The organism is Gilliamella sp. B3367, assembly GCF_026536825.1.
Lineage (GTDB): Bacteria > Pseudomonadota > Gammaproteobacteria > Enterobacterales > Orbaceae > Gilliamella > Gilliamella apicola_E.
In genome coordinates, this window is sequence record NZ_JAFNNJ010000001.1 from 512,746 (window position 1) to 539,513 (window position 26,768).

Below are 26,768 nucleotides of genomic sequence, written 5' to 3' on the forward strand. Positions count from 1 at the left end.
AATGAATAATATGAATAAACAAAATAACCAAGAGTTTATTAATGATATAGATAAAGACCATTCTACATGGAAAACCTTTTTAAAGTTATGTCCATTAATTATGGAACATAAGCTTATCTTATTTTTGTCCGTTATTTTATTGATTGCAAGCGCATTTGCTGATACTTCATTGATCGCATTATTAAGACCTCTATTAGATCGTGGTTTTTCAATGAATGATCAAGATTTTTTATTAATGGCTCCTTTTTATATATTTGGATTAGTTTTATTACGAGGAATTGCAAACTATGGATACTCTGTATTTTTATCACTAATTTCAGGAAAGATTGTGATGAAAATTAGACAGAGGTTATTTAGTCATTTTGTTGAAGCACCTGTAAGTTATTATGACCAAAATTCAACTGGTCGATTATTGTCACGTATAACTTATGATACTGAACAGGTTGCCGCATCTTCATCTGACGCATTAATAACGATAATCCGTGAGTCTGCTTTTATTTGCGGATTATTTTATACAATGTTTTACAATAGTTGGCAATTATCTTTGTCATTGATAATAATAACACCGATAGTAATAGCTCTTATTTCTTTTATCTCGATAAAATTTCGTCGTTTAGCTAAAAATATGCAAAATTCAATGGGTAATGTAACAATGTCTGTTGAACAAATGTTAAAAGGCCATAGAGAAATAATTGTTTTTGGTGCTCAAGATGAAGAAGTTAAAAATTTTGAAAAAGTAAGTAATAAATTTCGCCGAGATAGTATGAGATTAGTCTCAATTTCAGCACTATCAACTCCTATTGTTCAAGTTGTTATTTCTTTCGCTATTGCGTTTGTTTTATTAACAGCTAGTAACCCTGATCTAAATATTACCCCTGGTGAATTTACTGTTGTATTTTCCTCATTAGTAGCTTTAATGCAGCCGATAAAAAGTTTAACAAGTGTAAATGCTGGATTTCAAAAAGGCATGGCTGCTTGTCAAACATTGTTTTCTATATTAGAACAACCTATTGAAAAAGATAGTGGTGCTCTAAATGTTGATAAAGTAAAAGGAGATATTCTTTTTAAAAATGTTTCATTTAAGTACGAAACTCGTCAAGATCTAGCATTAAATAATATTAGTTTTTCTGTACCAGCCGGCAAAACAGTCGCTCTAGTTGGTAGGTCTGGCTCAGGAAAAACAACAATTGCAAACTTGTTAACACGTTTTTATGATATTCATGAAGGTGAAATATCTATAGATGGAGTAAATATTTGTGAATATACATTATTCTGTTTAAGGAACCAAATTGGATTAGTTTCTCAATATGTTCATTTGTTTAATGACACCATTACAAATAATATAGCATATGGAAAAATTGGTGAATTTTCACAAGAACAGATAGAAGATGCAGCAAAAAAAGCTAATGCTTATGATTTCATAAAACAATTCGATAAAGGTTTTGATACAGTAGTAGGTGAAAATGGTGTCTTATTATCTGGTGGGCAACGTCAACGTATAGCGATTGCAAGAGCCCTTTTAAGAGATAACCCTATTCTTATTTTAGATGAAGCCACATCAGCGTTAGATACTGAGTCTGAAAAGGCAATACAAAAAGCTTTAGAGGAACTACAAAAAGGAAGGACATCTCTTGTTATTGCTCATAGATTATCTACTATTGAAAATGCCGATAAAATATTAGTAATGAGTAATGGAGCTATTATTGAGCAAGGTACACATACCGAATTATTAAAAAAAGATGGTGCATATACAAAACTATATAATAGTAATTTTAATGAATAGTTTTTTGATGTTGTAATTGATAGTTATAGTAAATTCTAAAATTTATTTAAAGAAGAATATTGTTTGTAATCTTTTTTAGTATCTAGATAGGGATATTTTTTTGTTATTGCGCATTTTAGTAATATTTTTTTTGTGGAAAGTGAGCATGGATTTTTCTTTATAAATTTAAAAATATAAAAAATATTCCTTATAGCATTAGATTTATTACTATTGTTTACTCGTATCATTAACTTAAGTAATCCAATTTCTTTTATAATTTCATCTTTGGTTCGTTTTTCAAATGTTTTATTAGATTTAAGTAATGATTCTAAGTAAGTTATATTCATAACAAAGACATAATTACATTTTGCTTTGTCAGATAATTGAAGTGAATTTATTTTAGTTATACAGTGATTTAAAACCTTCTTCAAAGTTTTTAAATTAAGATCATCAATGTATTGTTCTGATAAGGAAGAAGTACGTACTCTATGAAAATAAGAATTTTTATTTAAAAAGTAATAAGCTGATTTTGCTTTCGAAATAATAGAAAGTGAAACGCTGTGGTCTTCATGATTTTTCTCAATGAATTTTTCACTAAATAATTTCCGATTGAAAATAAATCGCCATATCACACCAGAATAATTTCTTCTTTCTAATAAAAAATTTAATAAATCTAGTCCAGTGTTGAAGCTTAATGATTTATTATTATTCATAGGGTTGAAGGCTATTTCGCCATCTTTAAAGGAAGTATAATCAAAGTAGAACAAATCTAATTCAGAGATAAGATTTAAAGAATTTCTGAACTTTTTAAGTAAATCAGGATTTATCATATCATCTGAATCAATAAATAGGATATAATTTCCAGAAGAACATTCAAATCCTTTATTTCTAGCTTTGCTAACCCCAAGGTTGGGTTGCTTGATTATCCTGACATTATCAAATTTAGCTTGGTATTGCTCAAGTATTAATAATGTATTATCAGTTGAGCCATCGTCGATACATATGATTTCTGTAGAATATGCATCATCTTTTGTAACAGCATTTAAACAATCTTTAATGTAATTTTCAACATTATAACAAGGTATAATTATAGATAGACAAATGGATTCATTTTTCATAGGTTTTTAACAGATAATTATTTTTTAAGAAATAATTTATATTTTAAATAAATAATATAGTAATAAATAGATTTAAAATAGAACTTTTGTTTAATTAAATATTTAGCATAATTTCTTATTGATGAACTATCACCACTTAAAGGTAATTGAACATCTTTCCAGGGAGATATAGCCAAATATTCTCTAAATATTTCAGAAAGATATACTTTAAACCAAGGTTTATTTTGTGAAATATAGTGTAATAAAACTGTATAGGGTTTTATTTCTTTTTCTTGATGGGCATCGATAGAAATTTTTATTTTAGTGTTAAATTTTATTGGTAATAATAATGTTTTATTTTCCAGTAAGATATTTAAAACATCTTGATCGGCAAACTTGTAAATATTTCCGTTGTTTATCATAGTTAATGCTTTTTCAGAAATATTTTCTTCACACCATTTCTTGGTATTTATTAACAAAACTCCAGCATTAAAGTATTTTGTTGAATCAATATTATACATTTTACTAATAGTGTGTTGCATATCTTTAGTATCACTAATCACACCGGCAATATAATTTTCAATATTAAATTCAGTTAATTTAGCTAATGATTGTAAACAAATTATATCACTATCAAGGTAAATTAATTTATCGGTAACTGAAACAAGAAGTTTTGGCATAATAAAGCGGATACAAGTTGATACCGTTGGAATATGCAAAACTAGGGTTTTAGGATTGATAATAAAATTATTATTTAAGTAATATAGTGTAATTGATACATTAGGAAAATTTATCTTTTGGAATTTATCAAGGTTTGTCTGTGATACATTATCAACAAACAAATGGAAGTGGAGATTGAAGTTAGGTGTATTTTGAATAACAGACAATATTGTTACACCTGCAGGCATTGCATAATTATTGTCAAAACCTAAAGCAATGTGAAGAGTAGGAAATTGTTGATTATTAGTTCTTATAGGTTTTATTTGATCAATAAAGTTGTTTACGTTATGCATTTAATTCGTTCTAATTTTAGTTTTCTAACAATATATTCTATTAATTATATATTCGATTATTGACAAAATATAGGTGAAAATTTTACATCGATAAAAAAATGTTCAATGTTTTAAATACATTTGAAAGGTTAAATAAATTTACACAATTAAAGTATTTAATTAGAATAAACACTTTTATAAAGTGAAAGCATGAATGTTTAGTTCCAAGAAATATATAAATAAAGTCGAAGAATTTTCTCAAAAAAGTACCAACGATAGAAATTTGTTGCATATAGCATTAGCTTTTGATGATAATTATGCAATGCCTGCAGGAATTACAATAACTTCAATTATTCGAAATAATGATAACCTAAATTTTTGTTTTCATCTTTTTGTGGATAATATTTCTTCGTTACAACGTGAAAGATTTAGTGAATTAATAAGTGACAAATGTACTATTAAAATATATTACCTTAATAATAATTTTCAGGTTAATTCAGATACATTAGTTTTAGGATATTTGTCTTTTATGTCATGCGTTAGATTTATTATTCCTGATATATTAGAAAAAGAAACAGATAAATTTTTATATATTGATAGCGATATTTTATGTTTGAAGCCGATAAATAATTTATACAATACTGAACTTGCAGATTTTATCGCCGGCGTGATTCCGGATGATAGTGTAATGAGAAATGCTATTAAAGATTTATATAATATTGACTCAGAGAAGTATTTCAATGCAGGCGTTTTACTCATTAACACTAAAGAATGGGTAAAAAATGATATATCAGCTAAATGTATGCAAAAAATAAATGATGGGAATATATATAAATTTGCCGATCAAGATGTTCTAAATATTTTATTGGAAAACAAAACAACTCTCTTACCTATAAAATATAATACAAAAATCCATATAAGTGTTTCTTGTAAAGAGGAGCAATTAATAGCACCCTATACAGTATTATTACATTATGTAACGGGCTATAAACCATGGTATCAGACTTTTGATTCTAAATTATTCAAAAATTATTTTAGTTTATCCCCTTGGCGAGATACTAAACGCCCTTTGGCATTAAAAAAATCATGGTTACGTCATTATGCTAAATATAATTTTAAAAAGGGTAAAATAATGACTGCCTTTAAATTTTATTACTATTATTTTACTAGAAAAATATTATAATTAGTTGAATTATATATATTTGAAAGCTGATTTTTAAGTTTTTCAATAAAACAATACTATTGCTGGTATTGTTTTATTATGTCTAGATACTCATAAGATTTTCCATCTACTGATAATATTAAATCTTCGCTAATAAAGGATTGATCAATATTTACAGAGTAACCCAGCAAATTACTTAATAAATAAACAAGATTAGATGTATTTATCATTTGGTTATCGTTTCTGTAATTTTCAATTTCCTGACAAGGATAATTGTCATAAGATGAATATATCATTAGTGGAATTTCAAATTGATTGCTGAATTCTTTGGATTTTCTTAATAGTCCATGCCCCAAGTTTACTATTTCACCATGATCCGGTGTATAAATTAAAATGAAGTCATCTAATTTTTCTTTTAAAATTGTATAAACTTCTTTTATGACTCGATCTGAGTGATATATTGTTCTATCATAATCATCGGCATCAGGTAAAGCTAAAGTATCAATTTCATCATATCCAAGTTTATAAGGTTTATGACTTCCTGCTAAGTGAACAACAATAAAATTTTTTTCATTATTTTGAAAATTTGTTTCAATTAATTGTTTTGGCAGATCTAGATCATCTTGTAGTTCTTCAATAAATATATTACTTAACTTGGCAATAATTGAATATTTGCTACTATGAGGACCTGACTCTCCATTTTTTGAAATCCATGATGTGTTATAGTTCTGAAAATTTGCCAATTCTATTATATTTTTTTCTCTTAGTAATGGTTGTTCATCATTTGGTTTTGCGAATGAAAATAACATAGGGATTGAATCTCGGGTGATAGATGAAGGAGAATGAACGTCTTTTACTATACAACTATTAGGTTGTGTGAAAATATAATGCATTTCGGGTGTTGTATTTTTATTATATCCGTAAATATTATGTCGTCCTCTATACGCTGATTCACCTAGTATGAAAATAATATTTTTGTATTTATTAAATGTGTTTTCATTATGTGAATTTATGATTGAATGGTTAAAGTTTTCATGCTCCATAGCATTTGTATATTTTTCGCTAAAACCTAAGGAATCAATTAATAATATGCTCGAATTACCTATCACGACTGGGTATTTTACACGTACAGATTTATTTATTGAAAAAAATGGATCTACTTTAAATTCAACAATATGCCGTCTGTCAGATAAATAATAATATAAAGTGTTTTTTAATAAGAAAAAGCTGCAAGCAAAAATTATTGACCAATATAATATCTTATTATTACAAGATATTTTTATTTTGTTATAGATGTAGTAGGTATAAATTAATGAGAAAATAAAAGCAGGTAATAAGATTGCAAAAAACTCATGTTTAATCATCAAATAGCTTTGATTAGTATCATTTTCTAAAGCTGTTTTCAAAAGCGATTCGGTGATGTAACCATATCGTAAATTAAAAAATAGCTCAATACCTAAAATAAAATTAAACAAACCAAATATTGTTAATCTTATAGGTTGCATTTTTGGCGGAATAAATAAAAAAAACAGATAAATCAAAAAGGTATAACTGAAATTTTTTAATTTATCAATATTTATTATGTAGTAAGCAGCAAAAATAATTGCAAAGTAAATAAAGATAAAAACGATTTGTCTTGATAAAATCTTTGGATTTGAACTTTTTATTTTAAACACGAAATATAAACCTTTAGTATTTTCCCTAATCTAATGGCAATCTAACTTTTTTAATAAATAGATAAAGTAATATTTTATTCCTTTAATTAACGCTCCTTGTCTAAAAAATTGTTTGGCATAAACTCTATAATCAACAGGTCTCATTTTATCTTTAAAGGATTTTAATGGGGCCTTTGCCCAAGGAGTAAAATGTTTATAAAATTGATATAAATTTTGGGCCAGACCTTTATGCTCTAAGTACCACATTTTTCTTGGGCCAGTAAAATGAATAAAGTAAGGTAATGTATCTTTATTGTCGAAAAATTCTTCTTTTTGTTTATCTGTCATCCAAGTAAATAAATAATTCCATTTAGAGTCAATTATTTTCGTGTGATGTTGTAATACAATATTTAGGGCATCTTGATCAGCATATTTTAATTCAATATTATTTGATAAAATATCATTGCTTTTATTTTCAACGTCGAAATTCATCCAATTTTCAATATTGATATATAACACTCCAGCATTAAAATAATTATTTGAATTTAAATTTAATCTAGAAGAGTTGGGATTTTGATTGTTGTGCTTAGAGTCGACTGCTGCTGCGCAAATATAGTTATCTATATTTATATCTCGAATGGATGCAATATTATTAAAGCACAATACATCTGCGTCTAGATAAAGTAACTCTTTAACTTTACCTGACAATAATCTAGGTACCATTAAACGAATGAATGTTGAATTGGTGATATGAGTAGTTGAAAAATTATGATTATATTTTTCAAAATCTTTTTGTTCTATTTGATATATAAGGATTGAATTAGATGTTTGTTGAAGTTTTTTTATATCGTTTTCATTCACATTGTATAAAAAGACGTGAAATTGAAGCTTTTCAGTTAAATTATTTAATATAATTGATTTAATTGAAACTGCAACATATTCAAGATAATTTGAGTCAGTGCAGTAAGCAATGTTAATAATATTGTTATCCATACGTTATTTAATTTTTAAATTTATGCAATATTTAGTCATTAGAATATATTATTGTCAATATAAAAGTGATTATTATTTCGTTGTTGATCTCTAATTATGTTAGAATATAAACATGTTAAAATGTTCATAAAATACGATATGTTGGAACAAAATAATTTCATTCGCAAGAGTACTACGTTATTTGATAATAAGTTAGAAGTCGAAGATACTGTACATATTGCTTTTTGTTTTGATGATAATTATGCAATGCCTGCTGGTATCGCAATGTCTTCAGTTATAATTAATAATTCAGATAAAAATTTGGTTTTTCATTTATTTGCAAATAATGTGTCTAATGAAAAAATCCAAAAATTTCATCAATTAAATCAAAAAAATACTTCAATCATCTGTTATGAAATAAGTGATGGTTTCTCAATAAATCCCGATACTTTAGTTTTACATGTTTCAGCTTCAACGTGTTTAAGGTTCATTGTACCCCAAATTCTAAATAAAGTGACATCCAGAATATTGTATTTAGATTGTGATGTATTGTGTACTAATAATCTTGACGAGCTAATCAATGTTAACTTAGATGACAAATATTCAGCTGTTGTTTGTGATATTGAAAAAATGCAAAAAAAACAATGCCCAGCTTGTGTTATCCCTTACGGTGAATATTTTAATGCCGGAATGATCTATATTAATACTGACATGTGGGTAGATAATAATCTTACTGATAAAGCGTTTGCTATGATAAATAGCGGTAAAGTATATAAGTTTGCTGATCAAGATGTTTTAAATATATTAATGCAAGGTAAAACTGTTTTTCTTCCTAAAATTTATAATCAACTTACATCACTTACCGTTGGTGGTAATGAAGATAATTTGTTAAGTAAAGATACTGTTATTATTCATTATGTTACCGGCAATAAACCATGGTATCAGTTATATTTAACTCCACTTTATCAAACTTATATTGCTTCTTCACCATGGGCTAATCAAAAATTATCATTGGCTAATGAAAATGCGCCTTCAACTACAAGACGGTATGCAAAATTGTTAGCTAGTCAGAAAAAGTATTTTTCGGCGTTCAAATATTATTTACTTTATCTTAAGCACAAAGTTACTAAAAAACGATAAGGATGTTCGTCGTGATTCAAGTTGATAGATTTATTAACAAAAGAAATGAATTACTGTCACATAATTTTGACAATAACCAGTCTGTTTTGCATATTTTATTATGCTTTGATGATAATTATGCATTATCAGCAGGTGTAAATATTTTATCTATTTTTGAAAATAATCCTTTAAGACCGATTCATTTTCATTTATTTACTCATAATCTATCTGATGAAAATAGACTTAAATTTAGTGAAATAAAGTTCGATACTATATCAATAACTGAATATATTATTAATGATCAGTTTAAAGTCGATCAAAAAAATACCGAACAATTTCCACTTTCAGCCTGTGTTCGTTTAATAGCACCAATATTATTAAAAAATACTACTGATAAATTACTTTATGTTGATAGTGATACTTTATGTATTAATAGTTTATCAGAAATTGATCGTATTGATTTAAGTGGTATTTTAGTCGCCGCGGTTGCTGACGAACCATATATGCAACAATCACAATGTACTAAATATCATATAGTTGAAGGCTCTTATTTTAATTCTGGTGTTATGCTGATTAATATTCCTCTTTGGTGCGAAGACGAAATTACTGATAAGACATTAGAACTATTGAATAGTGGTGAAAAGTACCAATATCCAGACCAAGATGTTTTGAATATTTGTGTCGGAGAAAAACGATTAATATTGCCAAGAAAATTTAATAATTTATTAGCATTATCGGTTAATGGTAATGAAGATGCAAATGTCCCTAGCGAAACTATTTTTATTCATTATATAACGAAAAATAAACCTTGGCATGAGCCTTATCGCTCTAAATTATTTGATGCTTATTTAGAAAAATCACCATGGCAGAATGACAGTTTACCTTTGTATAATCCTAAAAAAACTTCTTCAATTCGTGCTTATTCAAAGTTAATGTTTAAGCAAAAAAAATATCTATTAGGAATAAAGCATTATCTAATTTATCTAAAAACTAAGTTTAAAAAGTAATATTAAAAAATATACGGTTAATAGATATAAGCTTATTTAGTCAATAGATTTGAAACTTAATCTATTTCTAACTAAGCTTTTTCTTTATAGTGAATATTCATGTATATATTTTTGTCTGGGTTATTGCTATAGTATAGCTTGTAATTTAGATAACTGTTTATTTATAATTTCATCTCAACTTTATGAATATTTTATTTTTTTCAAACGTTAGCTTATTTCTTAAATAAATTTTCCAATATACATAGACAAATTGGGCTTATCTTCTAATTAGGTGCATTTTAAGTGATTAATGATTTTGCAGAAAATGGTTTGCTTGCGACAGCTATAGATGGTTTTGTTGCTAGAGAACCACAAAGACATATGGCAAATAAGGTCACTGAAGCAATAAAAGCACAAAAGTCATTGGTGGTCGAAGCGGGTACTGGAACGGGTAAAACCTTTGCTTATTTAGTTCCTGCATTACGCAGTGAGAAAAAAGCAATAATCTCGACAGGCTCCAAGAATTTACAAGAACAGTTATATAGTAAAGACTTACCCATTATCAAAAAAGCTTTAAATTATACTGGTAAAATTTCACTTCTTAAAGGTCGAGCCAATTATCTCTGTTTAGAGCGCATGTATCATCAATATGCTGCTGCCGGAGATTTAGATAAGAATTTACGAACTGATCTGGTTCGGGTTAAAAATTGGTCAATCAAAACAAAAGATGGTGACATTAGTAAATGTACAACTGTTAACGAAGATAATCCAATTTGGCCAATTTTAACTAGCACAAATGATAATTGTTTGGGTAGTGATTGTGAACATTACAACGATTGTTATGTGGTTAAAGCTCGTAAAAGAGCCATGAACGCTGATATTGTTGTTGTTAATCATCATCTATTTTTAGCTGATGTTGTTGTGAAAGATACCGGATTTGGTGAACTAATTCCTAAAGCTGATGTGATGATATTTGATGAAGCGCATCAACTTCCTGATCTTGCGTGTCACTATTTTGGTGAGCAGTTAACAAGTCGACAACTTTTCGACTTAGCTAAAGAGATAAATTTGGCTTATCGAACAGAAGTCAAAGACATGTCACAACTCCAGCAGTGTGCTGATAAACTACAAAAATGTACACAAGATTTAAGATTGTTGATAAGCCAGCAAAATAATAAAGGAAATCTTCGTTATCTATTTAATCAAACCAATATTAAACAAGAATTATCTTATTTATTTGATGCGCTTGATTTTTGCAAAGAAGTTCTGTTATTAGCGATAGGGCGATCCACAACTTTAGATAATTGTTATGATCGAGTTAACCAATACCAGCAATTATTAAAAAAATTGTCCGAAACTCATGTACCAGGTTTTAGTTATTGGTATGAAAGTTCATATAGCTCTTTTCTCTTTGCATTAACTCCATTGTCGGTAACGGAAAAATTTGAGGAATTATTAATCCAGCGTAAAGGTGCCTGGATTTTCACATCAGCAACATTATCAGTTGATAATCAATTAGATTACTTTACCAAACGTTTAGGTTTAACTAATGCAGAATCATTAATTTTAGAAAGCCCATTTGATTATACCAATCAGACTATTTTGTGTGTACCACGTTATATACCATCACCAAATGAAAGGGGCAATGCTGAAAAACTTGTCAATATTTTATTACCGGTTATTGAGGCAAACAAAGGGCGTTGTTTTTTCCTTTGTACATCTTATGCAATGATGAATGCATTAGCTGAACATTTTCGCTTACATACCGAGTTACCGGTTTTAGTTCAAGGTGAAACAAGCAAATCAAAACTTCTTGAACAGTTTATTGAAAGTGGTAATGCACTATTAATCGCAACGAGCAGTTTTTGGGAAGGGATTGATGTTAGGGGAGATACTTTATCTTGTGTTATTATAGATAAATTACCGTTTACCTCACCAGATGATCCCTTAATGAAAGCGAGAATGGAAGATTGCCAAATGCAAGGTGGCGATGCCTTTAATGAAGTGCAATTACCTGAAGCCGTTATTACCTTAAAACAAGGTGTTGGGCGATTAATCCGTCATCATAATGATCGTGGAGCAATTATTATTTGCGATAATAGATTAGTTATGCGACCTTATGGGGCAACGTTTATAAATAGTTTACCACCATCGCCAAGAACCCGAGATGTTAACAAGGTAATCAATTTTTTATTATCTAACAACCAATCAGATAATCTGGAAACCAAATGAGTACTATTTTAGCCATTGATACTTCGACAGAAGCTTGTTCTGTAGCTCTATTTTTTCAAAATGAAATCACTCATGATTTTATGATTTCGGCACGTGATCATACTAAAAAGATCTTACCAATGGTTGATAAAATTTTAAGTCAATCAGGTTGCACGCTTTCACAACTTGATGCTATTGCTTTTGCTCAAGGTCCTGGTAGCTTTACTGGAGTAAGAATAAGTATTGGTGTAGCTCAAGGATTAGCATTAGGAATTGATAAACCGATGATAGGTGTCTCAACTTTGATGACCCTAGCGCAAGGCGCTTATAGGAAAACAGAGGCAAAGAAAGTCATACCTGCGATAGATGCTAGAATGGGCGAAGTCTATTTAGGACAATATGAGTATCAAAACCAAAATTGGCAAACGATCATTCCAGAATGTGTCGTCAAACCTGAAAATGTAATAAATAAAATTCAAAAAAGTCATAATGATTATTACTCAGCAGGTACAGGTTGGCAAACTTATCCTGAAATGTTAACAGGAACTAAGCCTAGTGAAGTATTCTTACCAGAAGCACAAGATTTGGTGGTTATCGCTCATCAAAAATGGTTAAGAAATGAAGTGGTTAAAGTTGAAGATGTCGAGCCAACTTATTTGCGTAATGAAGTTACATGGCAAAAATTGCCGGGGCGTTAAGATAAACCACCGAAATGGTTTATCTGTATTTGATGTGCAAAAGTATTTAGTCTTGAAATAATCCCAAATTAGCTTTGGCATATGCTTCAAAATCAGTACAGCCGCCAATTGGTTTTTCATCAATAAAAATTTGTGGTACGGTTTCAACCGGTTTACCAACACTTTTAGAAAGATCTTCCTTGGTAATACCTTCTGCATTTATATCTACATATCGATATGAAAAATCATCACGTTCTTGAGATAACTTCTCGGCAAGCTCTTTAGCTCGCACACAATATGGACATCCTTGACGTCCAAAAATAACAGCGTACATATTTCACCTCTATGAGTTAAATTGAATAAAATTACTATACTTTAGTTTTGAATAAAAAAAAGTAGATAAATCTAGTTGATATAATAGATTATATCTATTGATATTACATCCGCATAGCGTGTAAGGTATACGTTTTAATCATTTAAATGATTAATTGATTATTTTATAGCTTTTTTTATTAAAAAAGTTGAGGAACGGGGTTTTTTAATTCTTTAAATTGATGCTAATTTGATATTACTCGCTATAATTTAAATTTCAACCATTAAATGGATGTCAAAATGCTAAAAAAATTAATAGTTATTTTTTCATTAACCTTATCAATAACAGTGTTTGCGGCACAAAAAGAGTGTGCTGTAAAACCCAATTACGATATAGTGATAAATAAAGACAACATCCAAATCGTAAATAAGTCGAATGATTTATCGATCAAGAATGATGGCAAAGTAATACTTAATAAGAAAACAATATCAGCTAGCCCTCAATTACGTAAAAATCTCAATGAATTTCAAAAAAGTCTAAGATCACAATTACCACAACTAGAACAACAATCATTAGATTTATTATTGGAAGTAAAAGTTGCTTTCGATCTAGCAATAACAAGAAAATTAAGTGATGACCGAGAACTACATGGCGAATTAAATAAATTATATAAACGATTAGTTAAGTTGTTACATCGTTCAATTATTACTGAAAATGGAACAACAAAATTTTATTACCAAAACTTTAATAAATTAAAAAAAGATGGACAAGATATCGGCGAACGTATTTTTTATAATGTTGTGGGGGGAAGTATTTTAGAATTTAACTTCTTTAAAAACTTCGGTGCCATCAAAGATATCTCAAAAAATGAATGGAAAGCTCAAAAACCTAAACTTAAAGCATTCGATTCACATATTTGTTCGGTAATTACTGATATAGACAAACAATATCAACAGATTTTAACAGAACTTAGTCAATCAACCGATAAGTGAATAGACAATAATAAAAACTTTTGCGAGAATACCCCATTCATTGGGTAAAAGAAGTAATCGCTTATGACTGCAAAAATAATTGATGGTAAAGCGTTAGCGCAGCAAATACGTAACGAAATAGCCAAAAAGGTAAAATCACGGACTGAACAAGGTTTATCTGTTCCAGGACTAGCTGTTATACAAGTTGGTTCTGATCCCGCTTCTAAAATTTATGTTAAAAATAAGCAAAAAGCTTGTGACGATGTCGGCTTTGCTTCTTTTGCTTATGATTATCCATCTTCAACCACTGAGGCATTATTAGCGTTGATCGATGAATTAAATCAACGAGCCGATGTTCATGGCATCTTAGTTCAGCTTCCATTACCAGATAACATTGATAAGACAAAAGTGTTAGAGCGTATCGATCCTCGTAAAGATGTTGATGGTTTTCATCCTTATAATATTGGTCATTTATTACAACGCGATCCGATATTACGCCCATGCACGCCGTATGGTGTTGTTAAAATGTTAGAATCAACCGGCATTAATTTATCTGGCTTAAACGCAACAGTTGTAGGCGCATCAAGCATTGTTGGACGTCCTATGGCGTTAGAATTATTGTTATTAGGCTGTACCACAACGATTACTCATAGCAGAACTATTGATTTAGAAAAGCATGTTCGTAATGCTGATATTGTTGTTGCGGGTGTTGGAATCCCTAACTATGTTAAGGGAGAATGGATCAAACCTGGTGCTATCGTAATTGATGTTGGAATTAACCGTTTACCTGATGGCAAACTTGTTGGAGATGTAGAATTCGATATTGCTAGCCAACATGCCGGTTGGATCACACCTGTACCTGGTGGAGTAGGGCCAATGACGGTTGCAATGCTAATGAGTAATACATTAGAGGCATGTGAAAGATTTAGCGAGTAAGTCTAAGATAATAGACAGATTTGTATTATGATTTTTATGAATTAAAAAATGAAAATAAGGACATCTTATGATTATATTTCATACTTCTTTAGGTGATATTAAGATCAATACTTTTGATGATAAAGCTCCTGAAACAGTCAAAAATTTTGTTGAATATTGTAAAGAAGGTTTCTATGACAACACTATATTCCATCGAGTGATTAATAATTTTATGATTCAAGGTGGTGGATTTGAGCCAGGTATGAAACAGAAAAAAACTAAGGCTCCAATCAAAAATGAGGCTGCTAATGGTCTAAAAAATAGTCGTGGTACTTTAGCTATGGCACGTACAAGTGATCCTCATTCCGCGACGGCTCAATTCTTTATTAATGTCGTTGATAATGATTATTTAAATTATCGTTCTTCTGATATTAATGGTTTTGGTTACTGCGTATTTGCTGAAGTTGTGGATGGCATGGATGTTGTCGATAAGATCAAAGCCGTTAAAACTGGCCGTAATGGAATGCATTCTGATGTGCCAGTTGAAGATGTCGTGATTAAGAGTGTAACGGTTGAATAATCCTGTTCGCTTTTTTATCGCAGATATTCACCTCGGTGAAAACGAGCCTGCTGCACATCATTTTGATATTACAGCAGGCTTTTTGTCATTTCTTAAACAATTACCTAATGGCTGTGAACTCTATATTCTAGGGGATTTGTTTGACTATTGGGTGGGGGATGATGTTGATTCAACACTACACAAGCAGATTTCGGATGCTTTAAATGAGTTATCCTCAAAGCAAATTAAAAAGTTTTTTGTCCACGGTAATCGTGATTTTCTGATTGGTAAAGACTATGCTAAACGATGTGATATGACCTTACTAGGCGATATTAATTGTTTAGTCAATCAGGATAAAAATATTGTTTTCTTACATGGCGACCTGCTTTGTATTGATGATCATCAATACCAAAAATTCCGAAAAATCATGCATAAAAAGTGGCTACAAAAGTTATTTTTATTCTTACCATTATTTATTCGATTAAAAATTGCGACTAAATTACGAAAAGAGAGTAGTCAGCATAATCAAATAAAATCAGAAACTATCATGGATGTAAATCCACAAGCAGTGATTGATATGATGATTGAGAATAATGCCAATATAATGGTTCATGGCCATACTCATAAACCTGCAACCCATCATCTAACCATTAATGGTGAATCAGTAACCAGAATAGTATTAGGTGCTTGGCATGATGGTGTTTCATATATAAAACAAGAAGAGAATAGTACTACATTAAAGCTTTATAGCCAGTCTTTCAAATAGTTACTTTGTAATATTTGTTCTGTCGTACCAAAGTCTATTAATTTCCCCTGTTCTAACACGGCTACATGCTGAGCAATACGTTTGACTTCATTAATATTATGGGTGACATAGATAATAGGTATGTTCAAGTCACTCACTAGTTTATTAATATAGCTTAATAACTCCTTTTTACGGGGCATATCTAAAGCGGATAAAGGTTCATCCATCAATAATAATTTGGGGTTGGTTAATAAAGCTCGACCAATGGCAACTCGCTGTTTTTCACCACCTGACAGCATCGCTGGATAACGATCAAGTAGTGAACCAATATTGAGCACATTGACAATATCATCAAATTTTTCTGTATTTAACGATCGTGCCCCATAAGTTAAATTTTTGATTACTTTATAATGAGGAAAAAGTAGTGCATCTTGAAAAACAGTACCAATTTGTCTTTTCTCTGGTGTGACAAAAATATGTTTTTCTGTATCGACTAAACTATCTTGTTTTAAATGGATATAACCATTATCAGGTTTGATTAAACCATTAATAAGGTTGATAAGTGTTGATTTTCCCGAACCAGAAATCCCTAAAACAGCAGTCACACCTTGGCAGTTAATTTCATGTTTAAATTCGAAAACAAACGAGGCGAGTTTTTTGCTTACATTGATATTTAACATTATCGCTATCCTGTTAATTTCTTTTTATGCCAACGATTTAGCATCTCTGAAACGAATAAGGCAACTAAAGATAAAATGATCGAAACAATACAAAGTCGTAATGCTCCTGACTCGCCATCTGGGGTTTGTAATAAGGTGTACATTGCTAATGGAAGGGTGCGTGTTTCTCCTTGAATGTTTGATACAAAGGTAATTGTCGCGCCAAATTCACCCAAGCAACGAGCAAAACCGAGCACGACTCCCATTAAAATTCCTGGGAAAGCTAATGGTAACGTGACAGTCATAAAGACTCGAAATGGTTTAGCACCTAAGGTTCGAGCTACATTTTCTAAACGTGAATCGATCGATTCAATTGCTAATCGAATCGATCGAACCATAAGCGGAAACGCAACCACAGCAGAAGCTAAAGCTGCACCTTGCCAATTGAAGCTAAAGCTTAAATGAAAATATTTATCTAACCATTCGCCAATAAAGCCATGGCGACCCATTGTTAAGAGTAGAAGATAGCCTAATACTACTGGAGGCAACACTAAAGGCAAATGGACAATGCTATCAAATAGTGATTTACCGATAAATTGACATCTTGCTAAAATCCAAGCTGTCAACACACCTATTGGAAGGCTAAAGACAATTGCTGCTCCTGCTATTTTCAAGCTTAACAGCAATGTTTGCCATTCATACTCAGTTAACATCATCTTGTTTAAATTCTATTCAGTTATAAAACCATATTTTTGGAAAATCTTTTTGGCAGTTTCAGAACTTAAATATTGATAAAATTCTTTTGCTTCAGGTTTAAGTAATGTGATCGGATATTCAATTGGCGTAAATGTCTCAGCGGGAAAGCTACCAATAATTTTCACTTTATCACTTACTTTCGCATCAGTACTGTAAACAATACCTAATGCAGCTTCATTACGCTCAACTAACATTAATGCATCACGAACATTACTTGCTGGCGCCATTTGAGGCAATAATTTATCAAATACGCCTAAATTGGTTAAAGATTCCTTAGCATAAAGCCCTGCAGGTACATGGTCAGGATCACCAACAGCTAACCTTTCTCCTTTTGGTAAAATGGCTTGCCAATCAGTATTTGCATTAATTTCTACCTTTTCTAATTTAGATTGTTTTGGAGCAATCAATACTAATCCATTTTTTAACAAATTCTGTTTATCTGTTGCAACTTTGTGTTCAATAAGATAATTCATCCACTTTTGGTCAGCAGACATAAATATATCAGCAGGTGCCCCTTGTTCAATTTGTTTGGCTAATACAGAAGATGAAGCAAATGAGAAAACAATTTCTGCATCTTTGTAAGAAGTTGCAATATCTTGCATTGCATTAGTAAGTGATGCTGCTGCAAATACCGTAATTTTTTGGGTGGCAGATGTTGTTAAACTGACGAGTAAAGTTACTATAAATAGTGATACACCAATGATTCTACGCATTTTATTCCTCACATTCGTTATATAATGAACTATATAGCGATGCTATCAAAATTTATTAATAAAGTACAATCAAACTTTAAGCAGTACACTATTTTTATTCTTTACGAATATGGCTAAGGACATTTTTTGAAGGAAAAGAAAAAAACGTCTACAATAGATTTACTTTTTTATTGAAAGTAGCTTGTTTATTCAATTAAGGCATAAAGTAATGCTGTCACCAGAAATATTATTAACTTTAAACATAAATCAGCAATTATTTACTGATCCCAGACGAATTGCCTTATTAAAAGCAATTGAACTAACTGGCTCACTAACCCAAGCGGCTAAGAAAGTCGGTATTAGCTATAAAACTGCTTGGGATGCGATAAACGAAATCAATCAGTTATCACCAAAACCTTTTTTAATAACAGCAACGGGTGGTAAAAATGGTGGAGGCACAAAACTTAGCGCTTATGCGATAAGGTTTATTCAGCTTTATGATCTCTTAACTCAACTCCAATATAATGCTTTTAATATTCTAAATGACGACAATATTCCTCTTGATGATATATTAAAAATAACCGCTAAATTATCATTACAGACTAGCGCCCGTAATCAAATCTATGGCAATGTTTCGAGCATTGAAACTAACAATATAGCTGGGTTTGTAAAAGTAAAATTAAGTGATAACCAAACTGAATTAAAAGCTTATATAACTCAACAAAGTATTGCGCGTTTAAAATTGAATATTGATAAAACTGTTCTTTTATTGATTAAAGCACCTTTGATTGAATTGAATGATTTAAATGAAAATCAATTAAGAGTTAAAGTTGAAAAAATAGTAAGCGATGGTCAATTATCTGAGATCTCATTTTCATTACCTTCCGGTCTGATGCTTTATGCTAATAAATCAACCAGTGAAATTAATCATCTAAAATTAACCGAAGGCCAAAAAACTACCATATCCATCCATCCCCAGAACATCATTGTTGCCACATTAGTCTAGCAGTTTGAGGTATTTATGTTACAAATTGAAAATGCAGTATATAAAATAAGTGATTTCAACGTTTTTAAAATTGAATCATTGACTATCAATAGTGGTGACATTGTCGCTTTTGTAGGTCGAAATGGCTCGGGCAAGTCGGTATTGGCTAAAGCATTAGCTGGTAATCAACCGTTATTGTCGGGTAAAGTTATCAATCAATTTAAATCAATAGCGCATATCTCATTTGAGCAACTTCAAAAAATAATAGATGATGAATGGAAACGCAATAATACCGATATGCTTAGTGACAACGAAGATGATACTGGATTAACTACAGCAGAAATTATTCAAGAAGTTAATCAAGATGCCGAACTTTGCGAACATTTAGCCCGACAATTTGGTATTGAACATCTGTTAGATCGTCGCTTTAAATATCTCTCAACCGGTGAAACACGCAAAACATTGATATGTCGCACATTAATGAGCCGACCGGAACTGCTAATTTTAGATGAACCGTTTGATGGTTTAGATGTTGCATCTCGAGCAAACCTAGCTGAAAAACTTAAACAACTCGCTGAAAAAAATATTACGATTGTAATGGTGTTGAATCGTTTTAATGAAATCCCAATATTTGTAAAAAATATTGGAATACTTGCTAACTGCCAGCTATTGAAATTTGGATCCAAAGACACCATATTAAATGACGTAGCCATCAAGCAACTTGCGAATTTAGAACAGCTATCAAACTTTACTTTACCCGAACCGGATGAAACACCCATTCAACTACCCGATACATTAGACCGCATTATATTAAATAATGGTCATGTTCAATATGATGGAAAGGCAATTATTAATGGACTTAGTTGGTTGGTAAAAGCGAATGAAAATTGGCAGATCATTGGTCCAAATGGCGCAGGTAAATCGACATTATTAAGTCTAATAACTGGCGATCATCCTCAGGGTTATAGTAATGATTTGACGCTATTTGGGCGAAAACGAGGGTCTGGCGAAACAATATGGGATATTAAACGTCATATTGGTTATGTCAGTAGTAGTTTTCATCTTGACTATCGAGTTAGCTTGAGTGTGGAAAATGTATTGGTATCGGGGTACTTTGATTCAATTGGGGTCTACCAAGCGATTAGTGATAAACAAGCAAAGTTAGTTAAGCAATGGTTACAATTACTAGATTTGACTGATTTAGCCGATAAACCCTTTCAATCATTATCTTGGGGACAACAGCGATTAGTATTGATAGCGAGAGCTTTAGTGAAACATCCAACATTACTTATCTTAGATGAACCGCTACAAGGACTGGATCATCTAAATAGAGAACTAGTAAAAAATTGGATTGATAATTTAATCGATAAAGGTCGTACGCAATTATTGTTTGTTTCACATCATGCAGAAGATGCACCAAAATGCATCACTCATCGATTAACTTTTGTGCCAAATGATACTGTTGGCTATCAATATAAAATTGAGCGTATCAAATAATGGATTAGTTATAGACTATTAAAATAAGACTTAAAAATAGAAATAATCAATAAAAAAACTTTTTTTTAGTGGCGTTTTTTTAAGCTAAAAATTCAAAAAAGTCTATATTGATTATACTTAGCAAGTTATCCCCGTTGCCTGTGGATAAGTCTGTGAATAGTTAATTGAAAAGTGTGCTAACTTCAATGTCTATCAGGTTTTTATTTAATTTGATTACAACTTAGCCATGATTTTAATAATTATTATTAATCATAACGTTAAGATAAATCAAGGTATAGTTTTAATAATGTCTTAACAAACTTTTAACTTAACTGAACAAAAAATATAACATTTTTAAAGGTCAAGTGTTTTTGGGGATAATTTTTATTAATAGGTGAAATTTTAGGTTGCGATGTAATGAGAAAATTTAAATTATGTTCTGATTTTAAACCAGCAGGTGATCAGCCGGTAGCAATTGATCGTATAAATCAAAATCTTGATGATGGAATTGCGCATCAAACATTATTAGGAGTAACAGGATCTGGTAAAACTTTTACCATGGCTAATGTTATTGCAAAGCATAATCGCCCAACAATTATTTTAGCGCCTAATAAGACTTTGGCTGCTCAACTATATGGTGAAATGAAAGCGTTCTTTCCGGATAATGCGGTGGAATATTTCGTCTCTTATTATGATTATTATCAGCCAGAATCTTATGTTCCGTCTACAGACACATTTATAGAGAAAGATGCATCGATTAACGAGCACATTGAACAAATGAGACTATCGGCAACCAAATCATTATTAGAACGCCGTGATGTTGTTATTGTTGCTTCGGTATCGGCTATTTATGGTTTAGGTGCACCTGAAACTTACATGTCAATGATATTACATTTGGCAAGAGGGACGATTACTGACCAACGCGCAGTATTAACGCGCTTAGCAGAATTACAATATACACGTAATGAAATTGGTTTTAGTCGCGGTACTTTTCGTGTTCGTGGCGATGTGATTGATATATTTCCAGCTGATTCAGATGAACATGCAGTGCGTGTTGAGCTTTTTGATGATGAAGTTGAAAGAATTGTCATATTTGATCCATTAACAGGTAATGCAATTAATGAAGTACCACGTATTACTATTTATCCAAAAACACACTATGTCACACCAAGAAACATCATGGATGACGCGATTGTTGAAATTAAGCAAGAGCTTCAAGAACGCCAAAGAGTATTGTTGGACAATAATCGTCTACTAGAAGAGCAACGATTAACTCAACGCACACTATTTGATATTGAGATGATGACAGAGCTTGGTTATTGTTCTGGGATAGAAAACTATTCTCGTTATTTAGCAGGACGAAATGCAGGCGATCCGCCAGCAACATTATTTGATTATTTACCTGCTGATGGCTTATTGTTTATTGATGAATCGCATGTAGCAATCCCACAATTGGGTGCAATGTATAATGGTGATAGATCGCGAAAACTTAATCTGGTTGAATACGGTTTTCGATTACCTTCGGCTTTAGATAATAGACCATTAAAATTTACAGAATTTGAAAATATCATGCCACAAACAATTTATGTTTCGGCAACACCTGCTAAATATGAAATTGAAAAATCAGCAGGTGAAATCATCGAACAAGTGGTAAGACCTACAGGATTATTAGATCCAATCATCGAAGTTAGGCCTGTGGCTACTCAAGTTGATGATCTTTTGTCTGAAATTAAATTACGCATAAACCAAGACGAACGCGTTCTTGTGACCACATTGACTAAGCGAATGGCTGAGAATTTGACAGACTATTTATCAGAACATAATGTCAATGTTAAATATTTGCATTCTGATATCAACACTGTTGAACGAATGGAAATTATTCGCGACTTGCGTTTAGGTAAGATTGATGTATTAGTTGGTATTAACTTACTTCGAGAAGGATTAGATATCCCAGAAGTATCATTAGTCGCAATTTTAGATGCTGACCGAGAAGGATTTCTACGTTCAGAAAGCTCATTAATTCAGACCGTGGGACGCGCAGCTCGAAATGTTAATGGTAAAGCAATATTATATGCTGATAAAATTACGCCAGCAATGCAACTCACTATTGATGAAACTGCAAGGCGTCGTAAAAAACAGGAAGATTTCAATCAGGAACATGGAATTACACCAAAATCAGTGCGTAAAGAAATCAAAGATATCTTAGATGCAGGTTTAAGCACTAAAAAATCAACGGCTAAAATTCAAGCATTTGAACAAGGTGGTCAGTATAATTATGTTTCAATAAAAGAAGTTCAGGCAAGAGTTAAAGAACTTGAAGCCATGATGTACGAAGCTGCTCAGAATCTTGAATTTGAAAAAGCAGGTGTATTACGTGATGAGATTAAAAAATTGCGTTCGGATTTTATAAAGGTATCTTAATAAATAGTCTTTAAGGAAAATATAATGACAATAACACGAATAGATCCTGCGGAAAGGTGGTCAGAAGCTGTAATTCATAACAATGTAATTTACTATACTAGTGTACCAACTGATTTGAGTGATGATGCTTATATACAAACTAAAAGCGCATTAGCTGAAATAGATCACATCTTGGCTAGAGCAAATAGTGATAAAACTCGCATTCTTGATGCGACACTATTTTTAGTAAATAAAAACGATTTCTCTGCCATGAACAAAGCATGGGACGAATGGGTAGCAAAAGGAAAAGCGCCTGTTCGTTGTACCGTTCATGCAGGGTTAATGAAAAAAGAGTATTTAATTGAAATAAAAATTGTTGCGGCAGTGAGTCCGTAATATACAGATAATTATCCGTCATAATCTTGGCGGATATTCTCAATCTAATAATTTAACTTATTGATAATCAACCTTACTTCTTGCTAGCCCATTCATTTAATTTTAGTGTATACTTTGTAATATTTTATATCTTCCTATAAACGTTTATGCATACTCAACCTAAAATTGCCATTGTAATGGGCTCGAAAAGTGATTGGAGTACCATGCAACATGCTGCGGATATCTTAGATACTTTAACCATTGCTTATCATGTCGAAATTGTTTCTGCACACCGAACACCCGATAAATTGTTTGAATTTGCGCAAAATGCCAAATCACGAGGTTTTGATGTGATCATAGCTGGAGCTGGTGGGGCTGCGCATTTACCTGGTATGTTAGCGGCGAAAACACTAGTACCAGTGTTAGGTGTTCCAGTTCAAAGTGCAGCGCTTAGTGGTATTGATAGCCTTTATTCTATCGTACAAATGCCTAAAGGTATTCCTGTTGGAACATTAGCTATAGGTAAAGCTGGAGCGGCAAATGCAGCTTTATTAGCTGCACAAATTCTGGCATTGCATAACCCAGAGATCTATCTACGTTTATCAAATTGGCGATTGAGTCAAACTGATGAAGTTTTGAGTAATCCTGATCCGAGAGTCGATATTTAATATGACAATGCAATCTGTTTGTGTTTTAGGAAATGGCCAGCTAGGACGAATGCTTAGACAAGCTGGTGAACCTTTAGGAATCCATGTCTATCCAGTTGGCTTGGATGTTGATCCTGCAACCATCCCTTATCAAAGTTCAGTCATTACTGCTGAAATTGAGCGTTGGCCCGAAACAACGTTTACTCAACTCTTAGCGAGCCACCCCCACTTCATTAATCGAGATGTATTTCCAATAATAGCAGATCGTTTAAGTCAAAAGCAGTTACTTGATGAGCTTAACTTACCTACGGCTAAATGGTACCCGCTTAATAATGAAAATGATTGGCCGAATTTATTTAAAAATTTGGGTGATTTATTAATCGTTAAACGTCGAACAGGTGGCTATGATGGTCGGGGCCAATGGCGCATAACTGTTCACGATTCGATTCCAGACGATGTTTATCAACATGCTATTGTTGAACAAGCCATTCCTTTTGAAGAAGAGCTATCACTAGTTGGTGCCAGAAATGCCAAAGGCGAAACTGTCTTTTATCCATTAACAAATAATTTCCATCAAGATGGCATTTTAAAAATGAGTGTTGCCATTCCTAGTAAAAATAATACATTGCAGAATAAAGCTGAACAGATGCTTTCAAGCATCATGCATAAACTCAATTATGTAGGCGTTATGGCGATGGAATGTTTTGTTATTGGGGATAACTTACTAATTAATGAATTAGCGCCAAGAGTACATAATAGCGGACATTGGACCCAAAATGGGGCATCTATTAGCCAATTCGAATTACACTTAAGGGCAATTTTAGGACTACCAATGCCTAAACCGGATGTTTTTTGCCCATCGGTCATGGTGAATTTGATTGGAACAGATTTTAATCTCAAATGGTTATCAGTTGATTTAGCGCATCTACACTGGTATGAAAAAGAAGTAAGAGCAGGGCGAAAAGTTGGACACATCAACCTAACTCATAACTATAGTCCAAAATTAATTGAAGCATTAAACCAATTATCCTTTTTATTACCAGCGGAATATAGTCAACCAATAGCGTGGGCAAAACAAAAATTATAGCTGATTAAATCAAGGGACTGCGATATGATCGACTTTAGTAAAAAAATTAATTATCAACGATATGCAAGTAAACCGCGTGAAGCATTTGATGATTACTCGGTTTTACGCTTTTTCGAAAGTGATCGTGGTCGCATCCTCAATTCTGCTGCCATTAGGCGTTTACAACAAAAAACACAAGTATTTCCGTTAGAGCGTAATTCTGTCGTTCGAACACGCCTTACTCATTCAATGGAAGTACAACAAGTTGGTCGTTATATTGTAAAAGAGATTATTTATCGACTTAATAAATCTGGACAATTAAAGGCTTTTGGCCTTGAAAATTCAGTTATGTCAATTGAAAGCCTAGTTGAAATGGCTTGCTTAATGCATGATATAGGTAATCCACCATTTGGTCACTTTGGTGAAGCGGCAATCAATCATTGGTTTGGTATGCGTTTAGGTATAGATAAAACGTCATGCTACTCAGTGCTTAATATTCAGGATACTGATGATCAATCAACTCAATCATTAAAATTAAAAATACGCCAAGATCTCTCTAATTTTGAGGGTAATGCACAAGCGATTCGATTAGTTCATACGATTTTACGACTCAATTTAACTTACTCGCAAATTGCGTCAATTCTTAAATATTCGAAACCAGCTTATTGGTCTGATCCTATACCTGATGAATTTAATTACTTAATGAAAAAACCTGGGTATTATCTATCTGAAGAGTCTTTTATTAAAACACTTTCGGAACAACTTGATATCCAACCCTTCCATCGTTATCCGCTCACTTATATTATGGAAGCAGCAGATGATATTTCCTACTGTATCGCCGATCTTGAAGATGCTGTAGAAAAGAAAATTTTAACTGTTCAGCAGCTTTATCATTATTTAAAAGAAGCATGGGGACCCGTTAAAAAAGGTGATTTATTTGATGAAGTTGTGAATCGCCCTTATGAAAATTTGAAAAAGAATGAATTTGAAGCGATAGGTATCGACCAGTTTTTTATGTATCTGCGCGTAAATACCATTGGTCAACTCGTACCTCATGCAGCTGAACGATTTATCGAAAACATCGAAGCAATTTATCATGGTTCCTTTAATCATGCTTTACTTGAAGATCATGGTGCGGAATATAAATTACTTAGTATCTTCAAAACAGTTGGCTTTGAACACATCTTTAACCATGAAACGGTTGAAAATATCGAACTGCAAGGTTACCGAATCATTACTGGATTGCTAGAGATCTACAGCCCACTTTTAGCTATGCCTACTGATGATTTTATAAAATTAGTCAAAACAGGTAATCACAAAAAATATCCTATCGAAACTCGGTTGTATCACAAACTATCAGCAAAACATTGCGTAGCTTATCAACAAGCACTTGAGCAGATAGACAATCAACACTTTGATTGTTGGGAATTTTACTATCGTTGTCGCTTAATTCAGGATTATATCAGCGGTATGACTGACCATTTTGCTTATGATGAATATCGAAAATTAATGGTAACATTCTAATTTGGCACATTTAAAACAGCACCAAAAATAAGCACAAGCACCATATTAGTGC

The 26,768-nt window shown here is 31.7% G+C and carries 25 protein-coding genes; 17 read left to right on the forward strand and 8 right to left on the reverse strand.

The annotated features are described in order from the left end of the window. Positions 1-10: 10 nt before the first annotated feature. Complete coding sequence (gene msbA / locus J3U23_RS02260) at positions 11-1,783, forward strand: lipid A ABC transporter ATP-binding protein/permease MsbA (RefSeq protein ID WP_416380092.1); 1,773 nt, start codon at positions 11-13, stop codon at positions 1,781-1,783. Positions 1,784-1,818: 35 nt separating this feature from the next. On the opposite strand, the gene J3U23_RS02265 is transcribed toward msbA, so the two are convergent. Together J3U23_RS02265 and J3U23_RS02270 are read right to left on the reverse strand one after the other, a co-directional pair. Beyond that, entirely contained in the window at positions 1,819-2,880 is a 1,062-nt protein-coding gene (locus J3U23_RS02265) for a glycosyltransferase family 2 protein (RefSeq protein ID WP_267338315.1), read from the reverse strand. 17 nt (positions 2,881-2,897) lie between these two features. After that, positions 2,898-3,872 carry a glycosyltransferase family 8 protein gene (locus J3U23_RS02270; RefSeq protein ID WP_267338316.1) on the reverse strand — a complete coding sequence of 325 codons (975 nt, stop codon included), beginning with the start codon at positions 3,870-3,872 and terminating at the stop codon, positions 2,898-2,900. A 193-nt stretch (positions 3,873-4,065) separates the two neighbouring features. Between J3U23_RS02270 and J3U23_RS02275 the strand changes: the two genes are divergently transcribed. Further along, the gene (locus tag J3U23_RS02275; protein ID WP_267338317.1) at positions 4,066-5,034 is read left to right on the forward strand and encodes a glycosyltransferase family 8 protein; all 969 of its coding nucleotides are present in this window, start codon (positions 4,066-4,068) and stop codon (positions 5,032-5,034) included. A 56-nt stretch (positions 5,035-5,090) separates the two neighbouring features. Here the strand turns inward: J3U23_RS02275 and J3U23_RS02280 are convergent, their stop codons facing one another. Further along, positions 5,091-6,689 carry a phosphoethanolamine transferase gene (locus J3U23_RS02280; RefSeq protein WP_267338318.1) on the reverse strand — a complete coding sequence of 533 codons (1,599 nt, stop codon included), beginning with the start codon at positions 6,687-6,689 and terminating at the stop codon, positions 5,091-5,093. Between the two features lie 30 nt (positions 6,690-6,719). Next, positions 6,720-7,661 (reverse strand): glycosyltransferase family 8 protein, encoded by a 942-nt coding sequence (locus tag J3U23_RS02285; protein WP_267338319.1) that lies wholly within the window; start codon positions 7,659-7,661, stop codon positions 6,720-6,722. Between the two features lie 96 nt (positions 7,662-7,757). On the opposite strand from J3U23_RS02285, the gene J3U23_RS02290 reads away from it, so the two are divergent. The 4 genes from J3U23_RS02290 to tsaB all read left to right on the forward strand — a co-directional run bounded on the left by J3U23_RS02290 (position 7,758) and on the right by tsaB (position 12,654). Beyond that, positions 7,758-8,780 (forward strand): glycosyltransferase family 8 protein, encoded by a 1,023-nt coding sequence (locus J3U23_RS02290; RefSeq protein WP_267338320.1) that lies wholly within the window; start codon positions 7,758-7,760, stop codon positions 8,778-8,780. 11 nt (positions 8,781-8,791) lie between these two features. Continuing rightward, complete coding sequence (locus J3U23_RS02295) at positions 8,792-9,766, forward strand: glycosyltransferase family 8 protein (RefSeq protein ID WP_267338321.1); 975 nt, start codon at positions 8,792-8,794, stop codon at positions 9,764-9,766. Between the two features lie 282 nt (positions 9,767-10,048). Then, positions 10,049-11,977: an ATP-dependent DNA helicase gene (locus tag J3U23_RS02300; RefSeq protein WP_267338322.1), complete on the forward strand. Its 1,929-nt coding sequence runs from the start codon at positions 10,049-10,051 to the stop codon at positions 11,975-11,977. Continuing rightward, positions 11,974-12,654, forward strand: a complete 681-nt coding sequence (gene tsaB / locus J3U23_RS02305) for a tRNA (adenosine(37)-N6)-threonylcarbamoyltransferase complex dimerization subunit type 1 TsaB (protein ID WP_267338324.1) — start codon at positions 11,974-11,976, stop codon at positions 12,652-12,654. Before J3U23_RS02300 ends, tsaB begins: the two co-directional genes overlap by 4 nt. Positions 12,655-12,700: 46 nt before the next feature. On the opposite strand, the gene J3U23_RS02310 is transcribed toward tsaB, so the two are convergent. Then, complete coding sequence (locus tag J3U23_RS02310; RefSeq protein ID WP_065562576.1) at positions 12,701-12,967, reverse strand: GrxA family glutaredoxin; 267 nt, start codon at positions 12,965-12,967, stop codon at positions 12,701-12,703. 278 nt (positions 12,968-13,245) lie between these two features. Here J3U23_RS02310 and J3U23_RS02315 point away from each other — a divergent pair, with 278 nt between their 5' ends. The 4 genes from J3U23_RS02315 (at position 13,246) to J3U23_RS02330 (ending at position 16,157) form a co-directional block, all read left to right on the forward strand. Then, a complete protein-coding gene (locus tag J3U23_RS02315) occupies positions 13,246-13,938 on the forward strand; it encodes a DUF2884 family protein (RefSeq protein WP_267331345.1) in 693 nt (230 codons plus the stop codon). A gap of 63 nt (positions 13,939-14,001) precedes the next feature. Next, positions 14,002-14,853: a bifunctional methylenetetrahydrofolate dehydrogenase/methenyltetrahydrofolate cyclohydrolase FolD gene (gene folD / locus J3U23_RS02320; RefSeq protein ID WP_065562574.1), complete on the forward strand. Its 852-nt coding sequence runs from the start codon at positions 14,002-14,004 to the stop codon at positions 14,851-14,853. 67 nt (positions 14,854-14,920) lie between these two features. Then, on the forward strand, positions 14,921-15,412 hold the full coding sequence (gene ppiB, locus J3U23_RS02325; RefSeq protein WP_065562573.1) for a peptidylprolyl isomerase B: 492 nt from the start codon (positions 14,921-14,923) through the stop codon (positions 15,410-15,412). Continuing rightward, complete coding sequence (locus tag J3U23_RS02330) at positions 15,405-16,157, forward strand: UDP-2,3-diacylglucosamine diphosphatase (RefSeq protein ID WP_065562572.1); 753 nt, start codon at positions 15,405-15,407, stop codon at positions 16,155-16,157. Before ppiB ends, J3U23_RS02330 begins: the two co-directional genes overlap by 8 nt. On the opposite strand, the gene modC is transcribed toward J3U23_RS02330, so the two are convergent. From modC to modA, 3 genes are read right to left on the reverse strand one after another with little or no spacing between them, the layout of a single operon-like run. After that, on the reverse strand, positions 16,136-16,816 hold the full coding sequence (gene modC / locus J3U23_RS02335) for a molybdenum ABC transporter ATP-binding protein (protein ID WP_267338325.1): 681 nt from the start codon (positions 16,814-16,816) through the stop codon (positions 16,136-16,138). The two genes, J3U23_RS02330 and modC, sit on opposite strands and share 22 nt — an antisense overlap. 5 nt (positions 16,817-16,821) lie before the next feature. Further along, the gene (gene modB, locus J3U23_RS02340; RefSeq protein ID WP_065562570.1) at positions 16,822-17,511 is read right to left on the reverse strand and encodes a molybdate ABC transporter permease subunit; all 690 of its coding nucleotides are present in this window, start codon (positions 17,509-17,511) and stop codon (positions 16,822-16,824) included. A 12-nt stretch (positions 17,512-17,523) separates the two neighbouring features. Further along, positions 17,524-18,264 (reverse strand): molybdate ABC transporter substrate-binding protein, encoded by a 741-nt coding sequence (modA, locus tag J3U23_RS02345; protein WP_218058406.1) that lies wholly within the window; start codon positions 18,262-18,264, stop codon positions 17,524-17,526. Positions 18,265-18,472: 208 nt separating this feature from the next. Between modA and J3U23_RS02350 the strand changes: the two genes are divergently transcribed. The 7 genes from J3U23_RS02350 (at position 18,473) to dgt (ending at position 26,716) form a co-directional block, all read left to right on the forward strand. Next, positions 18,473-19,249 carry a TOBE domain-containing protein gene (locus J3U23_RS02350; protein WP_065562568.1) on the forward strand — a complete coding sequence of 259 codons (777 nt, stop codon included), beginning with the start codon at positions 18,473-18,475 and terminating at the stop codon, positions 19,247-19,249. A 15-nt stretch (positions 19,250-19,264) separates the two neighbouring features. Beyond that, positions 19,265-20,725, forward strand: coding sequence for a molybdate ABC transporter ATP-binding protein ModF (gene modF, locus J3U23_RS02355; RefSeq protein ID WP_267338326.1), 1,461 nt, complete (start codon positions 19,265-19,267; stop codon positions 20,723-20,725). A 396-nt stretch (positions 20,726-21,121) separates the two neighbouring features. Continuing rightward, positions 21,122-23,125, forward strand: coding sequence for an excinuclease ABC subunit UvrB (gene uvrB, locus J3U23_RS02360; RefSeq protein ID WP_065562566.1), 2,004 nt, complete (start codon positions 21,122-21,124; stop codon positions 23,123-23,125). A 24-nt stretch (positions 23,126-23,149) separates the two neighbouring features. Beyond that, on the forward strand, positions 23,150-23,500 hold the full coding sequence (locus J3U23_RS02365; RefSeq protein ID WP_065562565.1) for a RidA family protein: 351 nt from the start codon (positions 23,150-23,152) through the stop codon (positions 23,498-23,500). 146 nt (positions 23,501-23,646) lie between these two features. Further along, positions 23,647-24,147, forward strand: coding sequence for a 5-(carboxyamino)imidazole ribonucleotide mutase (gene purE / locus J3U23_RS02370; RefSeq protein WP_267338327.1), 501 nt, complete (start codon positions 23,647-23,649; stop codon positions 24,145-24,147). A 7-nt stretch (positions 24,148-24,154) separates the two neighbouring features. Beyond that, positions 24,155-25,213, forward strand: a complete 1,059-nt coding sequence (purK, locus tag J3U23_RS02375) for a 5-(carboxyamino)imidazole ribonucleotide synthase (RefSeq protein WP_065734624.1) — start codon at positions 24,155-24,157, stop codon at positions 25,211-25,213. Between the two features lie 24 nt (positions 25,214-25,237). Continuing rightward, entirely contained in the window at positions 25,238-26,716 is a 1,479-nt protein-coding gene (dgt, locus tag J3U23_RS02380; protein ID WP_065734596.1) for a dGTPase, read from the forward strand. The last annotated feature ends 52 nt before the right edge of the window (positions 26,717-26,768 follow it).

What these genes read in the sequence shown, in the direction of transcription:
- msbA (WP_416380092.1), top strand. Translation starts at nt 11, where the DNA reads ATGAATAAACAAAATAACCAAGAGTTTATTAATGATATAGATAAAGAC.
- J3U23_RS02265 (WP_267338315.1), bottom strand. Translation starts at nt 2,880, where the DNA reads ATGAAAAATGAATCCATTTGTCTATCTATAATTATACCTTGTTATAAT.
- J3U23_RS02270 (WP_267338316.1), bottom strand. Translation starts at nt 3,872, where the DNA reads ATGCATAACGTAAACAACTTTATTGATCAAATAAAACCTATAAGAACT.
- J3U23_RS02275 (WP_267338317.1), top strand. Translation starts at nt 4,066, where the DNA reads ATGTTTAGTTCCAAGAAATATATAAATAAAGTCGAAGAATTTTCTCAA.
- J3U23_RS02285 (WP_267338319.1), bottom strand. Translation starts at nt 7,661, where the DNA reads ATGGATAACAATATTATTAACATTGCTTACTGCACTGACTCAAATTAT.
- J3U23_RS02290 (WP_267338320.1), top strand. Translation starts at nt 7,758, where the DNA reads ATGTTAGAATATAAACATGTTAAAATGTTCATAAAATACGATATGTTG.
- tsaB (WP_267338324.1), top strand. Translation starts at nt 11,974, where the DNA reads ATGAGTACTATTTTAGCCATTGATACTTCGACAGAAGCTTGTTCTGTA.
- J3U23_RS02310 (WP_065562576.1), bottom strand. Translation starts at nt 12,967, where the DNA reads ATGTACGCTGTTATTTTTGGACGTCAAGGATGTCCATATTGTGTGCGA.
- J3U23_RS02315 (WP_267331345.1), top strand. Translation starts at nt 13,246, where the DNA reads ATGCTAAAAAAATTAATAGTTATTTTTTCATTAACCTTATCAATAACA.
- folD (WP_065562574.1), top strand. Translation starts at nt 14,002, where the DNA reads ATGACTGCAAAAATAATTGATGGTAAAGCGTTAGCGCAGCAAATACGT.
- ppiB (WP_065562573.1), top strand. Translation starts at nt 14,921, where the DNA reads ATGATTATATTTCATACTTCTTTAGGTGATATTAAGATCAATACTTTT.
- modC (WP_267338325.1), bottom strand. Translation starts at nt 16,816, where the DNA reads ATGTTAAATATCAATGTAAGCAAAAAACTCGCCTCGTTTGTTTTCGAA.
- modB (WP_065562570.1), bottom strand. Translation starts at nt 17,511, where the DNA reads ATGATGTTAACTGAGTATGAATGGCAAACATTGCTGTTAAGCTTGAAA.
- modA (WP_218058406.1), bottom strand. Translation starts at nt 18,264, where the DNA reads ATGCGTAGAATCATTGGTGTATCACTATTTATAGTAACTTTACTCGTC.
- J3U23_RS02350 (WP_065562568.1), top strand. Translation starts at nt 18,473, where the DNA reads ATGCTGTCACCAGAAATATTATTAACTTTAAACATAAATCAGCAATTA.
- modF (WP_267338326.1), top strand. Translation starts at nt 19,265, where the DNA reads ATGTTACAAATTGAAAATGCAGTATATAAAATAAGTGATTTCAACGTT.
- uvrB (WP_065562566.1), top strand. Translation starts at nt 21,122, where the DNA reads ATGAGAAAATTTAAATTATGTTCTGATTTTAAACCAGCAGGTGATCAG.
- J3U23_RS02365 (WP_065562565.1), top strand. Translation starts at nt 23,150, where the DNA reads ATGACAATAACACGAATAGATCCTGCGGAAAGGTGGTCAGAAGCTGTA.
- purE (WP_267338327.1), top strand. Translation starts at nt 23,647, where the DNA reads ATGCATACTCAACCTAAAATTGCCATTGTAATGGGCTCGAAAAGTGAT.
- purK (WP_065734624.1), top strand. Translation starts at nt 24,155, where the DNA reads ATGCAATCTGTTTGTGTTTTAGGAAATGGCCAGCTAGGACGAATGCTT.
- dgt (WP_065734596.1), top strand. Translation starts at nt 25,238, where the DNA reads ATGATCGACTTTAGTAAAAAAATTAATTATCAACGATATGCAAGTAAA.